At 63.2% G+C, this 13645-nt stretch carries 10 protein-coding genes; 8 read left to right on the forward strand and 2 right to left on the reverse strand.

Annotation, left to right across the window (positions count from 1 at the left end):
• Nucleotides 1–83 precede the first annotated feature (83 nt).
• The 6 genes from LOZ74_RS14955 (at nt 84) to LOZ74_RS14980 (ending at nt 8487) form a co-directional block, all read left to right on the forward strand.
• Nucleotides 84–2852, forward strand: coding sequence for a TonB-dependent receptor (locus LOZ74_RS14955; protein ID WP_230291830.1), 2769 nt, complete (start codon nt 84–86; stop codon nt 2850–2852).
• A gap of 45 nt (nt 2853–2897) precedes the next feature.
• Nucleotides 2898–3914 (forward strand): alpha/beta hydrolase, encoded by a 1017-nt coding sequence (locus tag LOZ74_RS14960; protein ID WP_230291831.1) that lies wholly within the window; start codon nt 2898–2900, stop codon nt 3912–3914.
• Between the two features lie 118 nt (nt 3915–4032).
• On the forward strand, nt 4033–5682 hold the full coding sequence (locus tag LOZ74_RS14965) for a family 43 glycosylhydrolase (RefSeq protein WP_370638841.1): 1650 nt from the start codon (nt 4033–4035) through the stop codon (nt 5680–5682).
• On the forward strand, nt 5679–6722 hold the full coding sequence (locus LOZ74_RS14970) for a TRAP transporter substrate-binding protein (protein ID WP_230291832.1): 1044 nt from the start codon (nt 5679–5681) through the stop codon (nt 6720–6722). The genes LOZ74_RS14965 and LOZ74_RS14970 overlap by 4 nt, the downstream gene beginning before the upstream one ends.
• Nucleotides 6719–7207, forward strand: a complete 489-nt coding sequence (locus LOZ74_RS14975) for a TRAP transporter small permease (protein ID WP_230280069.1) — start codon at nt 6719–6721, stop codon at nt 7205–7207. Before LOZ74_RS14970 ends, LOZ74_RS14975 begins: the two co-directional genes overlap by 4 nt.
• Nucleotides 7207–8487, forward strand: a complete 1281-nt coding sequence (locus LOZ74_RS14980) for a TRAP transporter large permease (RefSeq protein ID WP_230291833.1) — start codon at nt 7207–7209, stop codon at nt 8485–8487. Before LOZ74_RS14975 ends, LOZ74_RS14980 begins: the two co-directional genes overlap by 1 nt.
• A 4-nt stretch (nt 8488–8491) precedes the next feature.
• Here the strand turns inward: LOZ74_RS14980 and LOZ74_RS14985 are convergent, their stop codons facing one another.
• Both LOZ74_RS14985 and LOZ74_RS14990 read right to left on the reverse strand, forming a co-directional pair.
• Nucleotides 8492–9085, reverse strand: a complete 594-nt coding sequence (locus LOZ74_RS14985) for a twin-arginine translocation pathway signal protein (protein ID WP_230291834.1) — start codon at nt 9083–9085, stop codon at nt 8492–8494.
• A gap of 95 nt (nt 9086–9180) precedes the next feature.
• A complete protein-coding gene (locus LOZ74_RS14990) occupies nt 9181–10707 on the reverse strand; it encodes a UxaA family hydrolase (protein ID WP_230291835.1) in 1527 nt (508 codons plus the stop codon).
• A gap of 161 nt (nt 10708–10868) precedes the next feature.
• On the opposite strand from LOZ74_RS14990, the gene uxaC reads away from it, so the two are divergent.
• A complete protein-coding gene (gene uxaC, locus LOZ74_RS14995; RefSeq protein ID WP_230291836.1) occupies nt 10869–12269 on the forward strand; it encodes a glucuronate isomerase in 1401 nt (466 codons plus the stop codon).
• Nucleotides 12266–13585, forward strand: a complete 1320-nt coding sequence (locus LOZ74_RS15000; protein WP_230291837.1) for a mannitol dehydrogenase family protein — start codon at nt 12266–12268, stop codon at nt 13583–13585. The genes uxaC and LOZ74_RS15000 overlap by 4 nt, the downstream gene beginning before the upstream one ends.
• The last annotated feature ends 60 nt before the right edge of the window (nt 13586–13645 follow it).

Below are 13645 nucleotides of genomic sequence, written 5' to 3' on the forward strand. Positions count from 1 at the left end.
AGATTCGGATTGCTTGGGACATTTTGTTCGTCCCTGTAAGGTAACCGGTGTCATCCCGTCCGGAGCATGATGGGGAGGATACCATGAGGACCAACCGTAGCATTCTGAATTTCAAGAGTTCGCTGCTGATCGGCAGCGCGCTGCTGATGCCGCAAATGGCGCACGCACAGGACGCCAGCGCAGGCGCCGATGTCGAGGCAGGCGAAGCGGTCGAGCAGATCGAAGAGCAGGTCGCGCCGACCGATGAAATCATCGTAACCGGCTTCCGCGCCTCGCTGAACGCGGCCATCGCGGCCAAGCGCGAATCCGTCGGCCAGGTCGACGTGATCGTCGCCGAAGATATCGCCAAATTCCCCGATACCAACCTTGCCGAATCGCTGCAGCGCATTCCCGGCGTCGCCATCGAACGCGACGCGGGCGAAGGGCGCGCGATCACCGTGCGCGGTCTGGGTGCGCAGTTCACCCGCGTTCGCGTGAACGGCATGGAAACCATCGCCACCTCTACCGACGGCGCATCGTCGAACCGCGACCGCGCGTTCGACTTCAACGTCTTCGCCTCGGAGCTGTTCAACTCGATCGTCGTGCACAAGACCGCGTCGGCTTCGCTGGACGAGGGTTCGCTGGGCGCCGTAATCGACCTGTCGACCGGCAGCCCGCTTTCCTATGGTGCTGGCAGCAAGATCGTTGCCTCGGCACAGGGCCGTTACAACGACCTCAACGACGATCTTTCGCCTCGCCTTGCAGGCCTTGCCGCCTGGGTGAACGACGACGAAACCTTTGGCGTGTCGGCATCGGTCGCTTGGTCGAAATATGAAACCGCCGAGCTTGGCAACAATTCGGTCCGCTGGGCGAATAATGCGCAGTTCAATTCGGTCGATGGCGTCAACTGCACCGCGAACCCCGCCGATGCGGGCTGCGCCGAAGTGACCGCCGCCTTCCACCCGCGTATCCCGCGCTATGGCCTTGTGAATCACGAGCGTGAGCGTCTGGGCGCGACCGGAGCGATCCAGTTCCAGCCGAGCGAAAACACCAATATCGAGATCGACGGCCTCTATTCCAACTTCAAGGAAGACCGCGACGAATATTGGGGCGAAGTGCTGCTGCGTTCGAACGAGCGCACCATCGATGTCTCGAACTATGCCATCGACGGCGACAACAACATGATCAGCGCGGATCTGACCAATGCGTGGATCCGTAACGAACGCTATCACCGCGAAAGCGAGACCGAGTTCTACCAGATCTCGGGCAAGTTGGAGCAGTTCTTCACAAACACTTTCATGGCGCGCCTGTCGGGCGGATTCTCGCAGTCGGATGCGACGATCCCGGTCGAAACCACGATCATCTTCGACGATCGCGACGGCGTCTATTCCTATGACTACACCGATATGAAGAGCCCGCTGCTGGTCTTTGGCACGGATGTCACCAACCCGACCAATTTCCAGCTGGCGGAATTCCGCGACCGTCCGTCGGAAGTGACCAACAAGTTCAAGACCGTGGCGCTGGACTTCGAATTCCAGCCGGTCGACGGGCTGTCGTTCAAGGCCGGTCCGTTCTGGCGCGAATTCGACTTCTTCACCACCGGCGCACGTCGTGACAGCACCTATTGCTCGGCCTTCACTTGCGACCCGGGTGCCTATGGCGCGGCGGTCACTGCCGATATGGCGGAGCTGTTCGAGCTGGGCAACGCCGGCCAGCCGTCGGGCAACACCAACAGCTGGGTCGTGCCCGATCTGGATGCGACCACCGATTTCCTCGACCTCTATGGCCGTCCGGCCGTCACCCAGCAGGGCGACGAACGCGGCGTGACCGAGGAAGTGTACGGCGGCTATTTCGAAACCGGCTTCGAATTTGATCCGGGCGTCCGCATCTCGGGCAATTTCGGCATGCGCTATGCCAAGACCAACCAGTCGTCGAGCGGCTTCAATAGCGGCCAGTATGTGACCGTGAAGCGCAGCTATGACGATCTGCTGCCTGCCATCAACCTGAACATCTTCCCCGCCGATAACTTCATCGTTCGCGGCGCGGTCGCCAAGGTCATCACCCGCCCCAGCCTCGGCTCGCTGACGCCGGGCGGTTCGGTCGACCAGTTCAACTTCGGCATTTCGTCGGGCAATCCGTTCATCGACCCGTATCGGGCGTGGAACTACGATATCTCCTTCGAATATTACTTCGCTCCGGGCGCCATCGCCTCGGTCGCGCTGTTCCGCAAGGATGTCGAAAGCTTCCCGATCAGCGACGTTCAGGACGTGACCTATGCACAAAGCGGCCTGCCGCTTTCGCTGCTGAACAATGGCACGCCCGCCTATGACGCCGTCGTCAACGGCACCGATCCCGATCGCCTGTTCGTTGCGCGCACCACGGTGAACGGCGAAGGCGCCGTGATCCAGGGCGTGGAAGTCGGTCTGAACCTGCCGTTCTCGGCCTTTGCCGACGGGTTCGTTTCGGACTTCGGCATCCTCGGCAACGTGACCTATGTCGACAGTTCGCAGGATGTGACGCTGGATAATGGCGACATTCGTACCGTCACCTTTGCCGGCGTTTCGGAATATTCGGCCAACGGTACAGTCTATTACGACAATGGAACCTTCTCGGTCCGTGTGTCGGGCGCCTATCGCGACGGTTACAACACCGGGTCGAGCGGCAACGGCAACTTCCTCGAAGGGTACAGCTCGTCGTTCAATCTCGATGCGGCGATCCGCTATCAGCTGACCGACAGCATCGAGCTGATGCTCGACGGCACCAACCTGACCGACGACTATCGTTATCGCTGGACCGACCTCGATACGAAGCGCAACTACGAAAACAATCACTTCGGCCGCATCATCATGTTCGGTGCACGGTTTGAAATGTGATATGTATGATGTATAGGTGAAGCGAAAGGACAGGGTTGCAACGCGATGATTTCTGATCGAAGATCGGTTTTAACCGCAGGCCTTGTCCTTTGCTCCCTGATTTCTACTCGCGGTGAGGCGCAAACAGCACCGCCGAGCGCGGGAGGCCCAAGCTCTCCGGGTCTCCCGCAACCTCGTGAAACGATCGATTTGTGGCCCGGCCAGATGTGGCCCGACGGCGCGCCCGGTTCACCCGGCACCCTCCCCGTCGAGGTGACGACAGAGCGGTCGACCGATCCGCTTGTCACCGACCGCGCCGTGCTCGGAATTTCCGTGCCCCGCATGGCCGTATTTCGCCCCGATGTCCCCAACGGGGCTGCCCTCCTCCTTACGCCCGGCGGCGGTTACAAACATGTCGTCGTGGACAAGGAAGGGTACGAGTTCGCGCGCTGGGCCACGGCGCGCGGATTCACCTGTTTCGTCCTGTTCTATCGCCTGCCCTATGACGGCTGGGCGAACCGTGCCGACGTGCCGCTGGCCGATGCCCAGCGCGCCATGCGCATCATCCGCTACCGCCATCGCGATTTCGGCATCGACCCCGAACGCGTCGCCGCCATGGGCTTTTCCGCAGGCGGGCATCTCTGCGCCGATCTGGCCGCGCGTTTCGCTGCGCAGACCTATGCACCCAAGGACGATGCCGATGCGCTTTCGGCCAAGCCCTTCTGCGCCGCGCCGGTATATCCGGTCATCTCGATGGACCCGCAATTCGCCCATGCCGGATCGCGCGAGTTGCTGCTGGGCCCCAACCCGTCAAAGGCGTTGGAGGCTGCCCATTCGCCCGACCGCAACGTCCCCGCCGACGCCCCGCCCCATTTCATCCTGCATGCCGAGGATGACGATGTCGTGCCGGTCGAAAATGCGCTTTTGCTGCGCGCAGCATTAAAGGCGCGCGGCATCGCGGTGGAAACCCATCTGTTCCAGCACGGCGGCCATGGCTTTGGCCTGCGCAAGGCGGCGGGCAAACCCGTCGGACACTGGCCCGAACTTTGGCGCGACTGGGCCCGCACGCAGGGCCTCGGCTGATCGCAGCAGGCCTGAACCTGCCGGCCCGAAAACGGGCGATACATACACGAACGGGCCGGACCGGACCCGCATTAACGGGAGAGGCCCGCGGAAAACGGGCCGGATTGGATATCGCAGCATGACAAAGGCCTATTTGAAATCGCATCGCAGGGATCTGTTTCGCGGAGCCGCAATGCTCTCGCTGGCCGGACTGGCGGGCGGCACCAGCGCGGCCTCTGCACTGGCGCAGACCAGCACCGCGCCTTTACCGCGTGCCATGAACTGGCGGCGCGATGGTGAAGGCAAGCGCATTGCCGATCTGGGTGACGGGCGGTTTCTGAACCCCGTGCTGTCGGGCGACCGGCCCGATCCGGCGATCCTGAAGGATGGCGACGATTATTATGTCACCTTCTCCACCTTCGACGCCTATCCCGGCCTGCTGATCTGGCATTCGCGCGATCTGGTGAACTGGCAGCCGCTGAAGCCCGCGCTGCACAAATATATCGGTTCGGTCTGGGCCCCCAGCCTGCACAAGGATCGCGGAAAATACCTCCTCTATATTCCTGTAAAGGCGCAGCCGCAGAACGACATCTATGTCACCTGGGCCGACGATATCGAAGGTCCGTGGAGCGATCCCGTCCCGCTGGGGCTGCACGATCATATCGATCCGTGCCACGCCGTGGCAGAGGATGGTTCGCGCTGGCTGTTCCTCTCCGGCGGAGACCGCGTGCGCCTGTCGGACGACAATCTCTCGCTCGCCGGAAAGGTGGAGCATGTCTATGACCCGTGGCGCTATCCGTCAGACTGGATTGTCGAGGGTTTCGCGCCCGAGGGACCCAAAATCCACAAGGTCGGGGACTGGTTCTATATGATCACCGCGGTCGGCGGCACGGCGGGGCCGCCCACCGGCCATATGGTGATCGCTGCCCGCTCGAAATCGCTGCACGGCCCGTGGGAAGACCATCCGGCGAATCCGCTGGTGCGCACGACCAGCGCGTCAGAAGCATGGTGGTCGCGCGGACACGCATCCCTGGTCCAGGCGCCCGACGACAGCTGGTGGTCGCTCTATCACGGCTATGAAAACGGCTTCTGGACGCTGGGCCGCCAGTGCCTGATGGATCCGGTGCGCTTTACCGATGACGGCTGGTTCGAAATGACCGGCGGCGATTTGTCGCAGCCCATCGCCGCACCCAAGGGCGGTGAAGCCGTGCCGCACGGCATGGCGCTGTCCGACGATTTCTCGCAGCCTTTGGCGCTGGGCAGCAAATGGTCGTTCTTCCGCCCTTCCCCGACAGAGGCGGAGCGGATCAGGGTTGCCGATGGCACGCTGCATCTGAAGGGCAAGGGCGACGCGCCCTCCTCCGGCTCTCCGCTGCTGATCACGGCGGGCGATCCGGCCTATATGTTCGAATGCGATATAGAGATCGAGGCTGGCGGCCGTGCCGGTCTGGTGCTGTTCTATGACGACAAGCTCTATGCCGGCGTCGGATTCGACGAGGACCGCTTTGTCACCCATCAATACGGGATAGAGCGCGCGCGCCCCTTGAACCCGCATGGCCGACGGTTGAGGATGCGGGTCACCAACGATCGCCACATCGTTACTTTCGACACCAGCGGCGACGGCGGGCAGACATGGCTGCGTTTCGACCGGGGGATGGAAGTGTCGGGCTATCACCACAATGTGCGCAACGGTTTCCTGATGCTGCGTCCGGGGCTGTATGCCGCGCGGGCAGGCACGGCCAGGTTCCGCAATTTCACCTTTCGCGCTTTCGATCCGGACGCCGTATGAAACAGAACTTTTCCATTTCCCGCCGCAGGCTGATCGCGGGCGGGGCCGCGAGTGTGGGGCTTGCGCTGGCGGGCTGCCAGCCGCGCCTGTCGGGCCTGTTCACCGGCGCCGATACGCACCCCGGCGATTACCCGACCGTGCAGGCGGTGGAGCATATGGGCCGCCTGCTGTCCGACCGCAGCGGCGGGCGCATGGGGATCAAGGTTTTCGCCGGTTCGCAGCTGGGTAACGAGCGGGATACGCTGGAAATCACCGCGTTCGGCGGCATCGATTTCAACCGCGTCAATCTCGCCCCGCTGAACTCGGTAGAGCCGATGACGATCCCGCCGTCGCTGCCGTTCATCTTCCAGTCGGTCACCCATATGCGCAGCGCGCTGGACGGGCCGATCGGTGACGAGATCCTGACCGCGATGGAGAACCAGGGCTATATCGGCCTGTGCTTTTACGATTCCGGCGCGCGCAGCATTTACAACACCCGCCGCGCCATCCGCACGCCCGACGATATGCGCGGGCTGAAACTGCGCGTGCCTTCCTCCGACCTCTATCTCGCCATGCTGAACGCGCTGGGTGCCAATGCCGTGCCGATGCCGTTCGACGAGGTGTACCAGTCGCTGGCCCAAGGGGTGATCGACGGGGCGGAAAACAACTGGCCCAGTTTCGAAAGCGCCCGCCATTACGAGGTGGCCCGCTATATGAGCCTGACCCAGCACCTCTTCACGCCGGAAATCCTGCTGATGTCGAAAGTCAGCTGGGACAAGCTGTCGGGCGACGACCAGCAGATGATCCGGCAGGCCGCGCGCGATTCCGTGCCCTATATGCGCAAGCTTTGGGACCAGCGCGTCACCGACAGCCGCAGCCGCATCATCGCATCGGGCGTGGAAGTGAACGACGTCGACACCGCGCCCTTTGCAGAAAAGATGGAAACGGTCTGGGACCAGTTCCTGATCACGCCGCAGCAACAGGATATCGCGCAGCGGATCGTGACGCTGGGCAAGGAAATGGCCGCCGCGGGCACCACGAATAAGGAGATGGCCGAATGAAAACGATCTCCGACTGGCTGGCCCGCCTCGGCTCGCTCGGCCTTGTCATCATGACCGCCGTGGTCGGCTGGCAGGTGTTCGGGCGCTTCATCCTCGATTCCAGCCCTTCGTGGACCGAACAATCGGCCCTGTTGCTGATGATCTGGTACGTGCTGTTCGCCGCGGCGGCAGGCGTGCGCGAAGGGTTCCATATCCGCATCGCCCTGCTCGACGATCTGATCGGGGAAAAGGGCGTCGCAACGCTGCACCGGGTGATAAATATTCTGGTCGCGCTGATGGGACTGTGCATCGCGATTTACGGCACGCAATTGCTGTGGGCGGTGCGCGAGCACGTGATCCCGTCGCTGGGGCTCAGCCGCGCGCTGGCCTATGCGCCATTGCCGGTTTCCGGCTTGCTGATGGCAGTGTTCGCCATCGAAAACATGTTCAGGCCCCGCCATGACGACGGGCTGGAAGACGACGTTTTGCCGGGGAGCGCCGACTGATGGAATTGCTGGTACTTTTCGGCGTCTTGTTCGTGCTGCTCGCCATTGGCGTGCCGGTCGCATTCGCGCTGTTCGGCGCGGCGCTCGCCTGTTTCGCGGTGATCGATATCCCGCTGGTCGTCGCCGTGCAGCGCATGGCTTCGGGCATCAGCGTCTTTACGCTGATGGCGATCCCCTTCTTCATCTTTGCCGGCGATCTGATGTATCGCGCGGGCATTGCCGACCGTCTGGTCAGGGTGGCCGATGCCGCGCTGGGCCGTGTGCGCGGCGGGCTGGGGCTGGTCGATGTGGGCGCGTCGATGATGTTCGGCGCCGTTTCGGGCAGCGCCATCGCCAGCGCGTCGGCCATCGGGTCCAGCCTTGTGCCGCTGATGCGGGACAAGGGCTATCCCGGCGATTACGCGGTGAACGTGACCGTGACCGCCGCCATCGTTGGCCTGCTGATTCCGCCGTCGCATAATATGATCATCTATTCGGCCGCATCGGGCATCGGCGTTTCCATCGGCGATCTGTTCGTCGCGGGCATCGTGCCGGGCATATTGACCGGTCTGATGCTGATGACCACGGCCTATATCGTCGCCAAGAAACGCGGCTTGCCCAAGGGAAGCTTCCCCGGATGGCGCAAATTCGTGACCGCCGCGATCTATGCGATCCCGGGGCTGATGACCGCGATCATCATCATGGGCGGCATTCTGTCGGGATATTTCACCCCCACCGAAAGCTCGGCCATTGCGGTGATCTATACGATCGTGATCGGCATTTTCGTCTATCGCAGCCTCGGCTGGACAGAGTTCTGGGAGGCCGCGGGCAAGTCGGTGCGCACGGCCGCCATGGTGCTGTTCATCATCGCGGCGGCAACGGCATTCGGCTTTGCGCTGGCCCTGCTGGAAGTGCCCGCCGCCCTCGCCGGATTGATCGCGGTGATCACGGACAACCCGATCCTGACCCTGCTGATCATCAATATCATGCTGCTGGTGCTGGGCACATTCATGGACATGGCCCCGCTGATCGTGATCACCACGCCGATCTTTCTGCCGGTTGCCATGAACATGGGCGTCGATCCGGTGCATTTCGGCATCATCATGATGCTGAACCTTGGCATCGGCCTGGTGACGCCGCCGGTGGGATCGGTGCTGTTCGTCGGCTCTGCCGTGGGCAAGATACCGGTGACGACATTGGTGAAAACGATCTGGCCGTTCTATGGCACGCTGATATTGGCGCTTGTGCTGATCACCTATATCCCGTGGCTGTCGCTGGGGCTGCTGGGGCTTTGGAACTAGCCGCCTATTCCGCCGCCGCGACCATCGCGTCCCATTGGTCCCACGCGATGGCGCGGCCCGGATAGGCCACGTTTTCGAACGGCCATTCCGACGCGACCCAGCCCTTCACCCATTCGTAAAGCGCACCGTCGAAGCCTGCGTCGTACTCCGCCTGCGTCACCCACAACATGACCACCGCGTCATAACCCGCGACCTTGCTGGGCCGGACATAGACGCTGCCCCGTTCGCGGCTGCCATCGGGGGTCAGCACGCCATAGGCAAAGGATTCGCGCGCGTCGAACCGCGCCTGCTCGGTTTCCATGTCGCGCATCGCGTCTTCGTCAGAGATATTCTCGTGCGGCCATGCCGTGCTGCGCGTGAATGTCTGCTGCAGATGCTCGATCGACGACATATAGGCGTCGTAATCCACCTGCACGAGATCGGGCCCCAGCGGAACAAGCGTAAACCCGTCCGCCTCGACAAGTACCGGCACGTCGAAATCGGCAGGAACCAGCGCGGGCGTAGCAGGGGCTTCGACGCCTTGCCCGCTTTGCGCATGGGCAGGCGTTCCCGCCAGCGAAGCCATCCCCAGAAAACATGCCGCGATTCCGAATTTCATAAAGACCACCCCGTCACTTGTACCGCTTTGAATATGGGCGTGATCGGGCGCGGCATGCAAACCGGAAATTGCTGCATCTGCGAATTTAGCCTGCCCTAAAGCGTAACCCCGCGCTTCCAGATCGAGATGACGCGCTGGCCGTTCCTTTCACTGGCGGTCTTCTCTCCGCTGGCGATGGAAAGCAGGGTGCGGGCGAAATCCTCGTCCACATCGTCCGCCGGCTCGCTCAACATGCGGCCCGCGTCGAAATCGATCCAGCCGGACTTGTTCGCGGCCAGCCTTGAATTGGACGCGACCTTCACCGTCGGCACGGGAAAGCCCAGCGGCGTGCCGCGTCCGGTGGTGAACAGGATCATCGTCGCCCCCGCCGCCGCCAGCGCGGTCGACGATACGGCATCGTTGCCCGGCGCTTCCAGCAAGGTCATGCCCGTCTTGTCCGCCGTGCCGCCGTAATCGATCACATCGACCAGCGGCGCCTTGCCGCCCTTTTGCACCGCGCCCAGCGATTTTTCTTCCAGCGTGGTAATCCCGCCCTCGATATTACCGGGAGAGGGGTTTTCCGAAACGGGCTGTCCCTGTTCAAGGAAATAGCGCTTGAAACGGTTGAGCAGGCCGGTTGCCTTGTCATGCACCTCGCCCGAAACGCTGCGCGCGAACAAAGAGCTTTCGGCCCCGAAAATCTCGGGAATTTCGGTCAGCACCAGCCGCCCGCCGCTGGCCGCCACGCGGTCGCTGAAACGGCCCAGCAGCGGATTGGCGGTTACGCCCGAAAGCGCGTCCGAACCGCCGCATTTCAGCCCGACCGCCAGCGCCGAGGCGGGGGCTTCCTCGCGCTCCAGCCCCGACAATTCCTCGACCAGCCCATCGATCAGCGCATTGGCGCGGTCATATTCGTCGCCCGGGTCCTGCGCGCGCATTACGCGCAATTTCGACCGGCTGCGTTCGGGCACATGTTCGATCATCGCATCCAGCTGGTTGCTTTCGCAGCCCAGCCCGATCAGCACCACGCCGCCCGCATTGGGATTGTCGCACAGCGCCGCCAGCGCATCGCGCGTGCCCGACAGATCATCGCCCAGCTGCGAACAGCCATGCGGATGGCCAAAGCCGACGATGCCGTCGATCTGCCCCGTCGCAATCGCGTGCGCGTGGCGCTGCTCCGCCTCGCGCGCAAGCATTTCGCACATCGGGGCGACGCAGCCGACCGTGGGGATCAGCCAGATTTCGTTGCGCGTGGCGAACCGCCCGTCCGCCCGCCTGTACCCGCGCCAGCTGCCCAGCTTTGCCGCGCCGGTATCGGCTTGCGGCCCCGCGAAATCGCCATAGGCAACTTCGCCCGACAATGCGGTTTTCAGATTATGCGAATGAACATGATCGCCGCGCGCGATGGGCGCGCTGGCCAGACCGATCTGCTCCCCATAGCGGATCACCGGATCGCCCGCCGCATGATCCTGCAGGGCGATCTTGTGCCCCGAACGGATCACGGCGCCGACGGTAACCGTTTCGCCCGCCGCTTCCACCGTCTCCCCCGCGGCAATATCGCGCAGCGCGACCAGCACCGTATCGCCGGCATGGCAACGCATGACCGCGGGCATGCGGACTTGATCGATTGATTCGTAATTCATATTATCTTTCTCCACCGGCCCTTTTTGCCTGTCTGGCCGGTTGATTCCATCAAAAAGTGGTTGCATGACCGCTTTTGACACCGGTTACCACAAGACCGCGATTCCGGCAACGCGCCCAATGGCTTGCGCGTCCGGCCTTCAGCGACGCAACGGAGAGATTTATGCCCCGCCCGCTCAACCTGCACCCCGATCGCCTGCTGCCCAGCGATCCGGCCGTCCGCGCGGTCGCCCGCGAACTTTACGCCAGCGTAAAGGACCTGCCGATCGTCAGCCCGCACGGCCACACCGACCCCAGCTGGTTCGCCAAGAACGAAAGCTTTGGCAATGCGACCGAACTTCTGCTTGTTCCGGACCATTATTTGTTCCGCATGCTCTATTCGCAAGGTGTCCGGCTCGAAGATCTTGGCATTTCGGGCCATCCCGCCGACCCGCGCAAGGCCTGGCGCATTCTGGCGGACAACTATTACCTGTTCCGCGGCACCCCTTCGCGCATGTGGCTCGACTGGGTCTTCGCCGAGGCTTTCGGCATGAAGGAGCAGCTGTCTCCCGAAACGGCGGACATGTATTTCGACACGATTACCGAGGCGCTGTCGACCGACGCATTCCGCCCGCGCGCCTTGTTCGAACGCTATGGCATCGAAGTGATCGCCACCACCGAAAGCCCGCTGGACACGCTGGAACATCATGCCGCGATCCGTGACAGCGGGTGGACCGGCCGCGTCGTCACCGCCTATCGCCCCGATCCGGTGGTCGACCCCGAATTCGAAGGGTTCAGCGCCAATCTCGACCGTTTTTCGGAACTGACGGGCGAAGATTGCCGTACATGGCAGGGCTATCTGAATGCCCACCGCCAGCGGCGCGAATTCTTCAAGACGATGGGCGCGACCAGCACCGACCATGGCCACCCGACAGCCGCCACCGCGAACCTGTCGGCGGCCGAAGCCGCGCTGCTGTTCGACCGGGTCAAGGGTGGCAGGGCCAGCGCCGAGGATGCCGAGCTGTTCCGCGCCCAGATGCTGACCGAAATGGCAGCGATGAGCATTGACGACGGCCTTGTCATGCAAATCCACCCCGGATCGTTCCGCAACCATAACGGCTGGCTGTTCGAGAATTTCGGCCGCGACAAGGGGGCCGACATCCCGACGCGAACCGATTACGTCCACGCGCTGAAACCGCTGCTCGACCGGTTCGGCAACAGCCGCGACCTCTCCATCATTCTCTTCACGCTGGACGAAAGCGTTTATGCGCGCGAACTCGCGCCGCTGGCAGGGCATTATCCGGTGCTGAAACTGGGCCCGTCGTGGTGGTTCCACGACAGCCCCGAAGGCATGCGCCGGTTCCGCCACAACACCACCGAGACCGCCGGTTTTTACAACACGGTCGGCTTTAACGACGACACCCGCGCCTTCCTGTCGATCCCCGCGCGCCACGACGTAGCCCGCCGGATCGATTGCGGCTTTCTGGCACAGCTGGTCGCAGAGCACCGGATCGAGGATTGGGAAGCGGCCGAACTGGCGCAGGACCTGTCGTATAATCTCGTCAAAAAGGCCTATCACCTGTGAGACTGTCGTCGGAAACACTCGGCGCGCTGCCTGCCGACGTCGCGGTCCCGTCCTATGACCGCCAGCGCCAAGGCATCGGCATCGTCCATTTCGGCATTGGCGCGTTCCACCGCGCGCATCAGGCATGGTACACCGACCTTGCGATGAATGCCGGCGATCAGGGCTGGGCGATCTGCGGCGTATCGCTGCGCTCGGCAGGCGTGGCCGATCAGCTGAACCCGCAGGACGGGCTCTATTCGGTAACGGCGCGCGGGGGCGGTACATCCTCCACCCGCGTGGTCGGCGCGGTCCGTGAAGTGATCGTCGCGCCGCAAGACCCCGAAGCAGTGGTCGCGCGCATCGCATCGCCCGATTGCCGGATCGTCAGCTTTACCGTCACCGAAAAGGGCTATGCCCGCGCCGCCGATGGCTCGCTGGATATCGCGCTTGCCGAAAAGAGCTTTTACCCGCTGTTGGCCGACGCGCTCGCGCGGCGCAAGGACGCGGGCCTGCCAGGCCTGACGCTGCTGTCCTGCGACAATCTGGCGGATAACGGCACGCAGCTGAACCGCCTGATGCGCGACTGGCTGGCGGCGAAAAACCCCGCGCTGACGGGCTGGTTTGCAGAGCATTGCACCTGCCCGCAAACGATGATCGACCGCATCGTCCCTGCCACCACCGAAGAGGACCGCGCCGCGCTGGAGGCGACGCTTGGCATGCGCGACGAAGGCGCGGTGCTGACCGAAGCGTTCAGCCAATGGGTGATCGAGGACCGCTTTGCCGGCCCCCGCCCCCGCTGGCAGGATCACGGCGCGCAGCTTGTGGCCGATGTCGCCCCCTATGAAACGGCCAAGCTGCGCATGCTGAACGGCGCGCACTCCATGCTGGCCTATTGCGGGCTGGAACGCGGCCTTACCTTTGTGCACGAGGCTGTGGCCGATCCCGAATTGCGGGCTCTGGCGCACCGCCTGATGATCGAGGAAGCCGCTCCCACCATCGACGCCGCGCCCGATCAGGATCTGGCGGCCTATGCCGGCAGCCTGATCGAACGCTTTGCCGAACCGGCGGTTCGTCACCGGCTTGCGCAGATCGCCATGGACGGGTCGCAAAAGATCCCGCAGCGCTGGCTGGATACGGTGGCATGGCATGCCGCGCGCGGCGGCGATTGCCCCGCGATCCGTGCGGCATTCCGCGCATGGCTGGCGCATCTTGCCGATGGCTCTCTGGTCAACGACCCGCTGGGCGACGAATTGCGTGAAATGCTGGCAGGGAACGGCGCGCAGGCGGTCGCGGAACGCATGGCGGCGGGGCGTTTCGACGCCAGCGCAATCATATAGGAAAACGGCGGAATTCCGCCCGATTGCGGCGGAACAAGGGCCGAAACCGCGCGCCATTAA

It is taken from the genome of Croceicoccus sp. Ery5 (assembly GCF_020985325.1).
Taxonomy (GTDB): Bacteria; Pseudomonadota; Alphaproteobacteria; order Sphingomonadales; family Sphingomonadaceae; genus Croceicoccus.

Excerpts from the sequence above, each read along its gene's own strand:
- LOZ74_RS14955 (WP_230291830.1), top strand. The coding sequence starts at position 84 with ATGAGGACCAACCGTAGCATTCTGAATTTCAAGAGTTCGCTGCTGATC.
- LOZ74_RS14960 (WP_230291831.1), top strand. The coding sequence starts at position 2,898 with ATGATTTCTGATCGAAGATCGGTTTTAACCGCAGGCCTTGTCCTTTGC.
- LOZ74_RS14965 (WP_370638841.1), top strand. The coding sequence starts at position 4,033 with ATGACAAAGGCCTATTTGAAATCGCATCGCAGGGATCTGTTTCGCGGA.
- LOZ74_RS14970 (WP_230291832.1), top strand. The coding sequence starts at position 5,679 with ATGAAACAGAACTTTTCCATTTCCCGCCGCAGGCTGATCGCGGGCGGG.
- LOZ74_RS14975 (WP_230280069.1), top strand. The coding sequence starts at position 6,719 with ATGAAAACGATCTCCGACTGGCTGGCCCGCCTCGGCTCGCTCGGCCTT.
- LOZ74_RS14980 (WP_230291833.1), top strand. The coding sequence starts at position 7,207 with ATGGAATTGCTGGTACTTTTCGGCGTCTTGTTCGTGCTGCTCGCCATT.
- LOZ74_RS14985 (WP_230291834.1), bottom strand. The coding sequence starts at position 9,085 with ATGAAATTCGGAATCGCGGCATGTTTTCTGGGGATGGCTTCGCTGGCG.
- LOZ74_RS14990 (WP_230291835.1), bottom strand. The coding sequence starts at position 10,707 with ATGAATTACGAATCAATCGATCAAGTCCGCATGCCCGCGGTCATGCGT.
- uxaC (WP_230291836.1), top strand. The coding sequence starts at position 10,869 with ATGCCCCGCCCGCTCAACCTGCACCCCGATCGCCTGCTGCCCAGCGAT.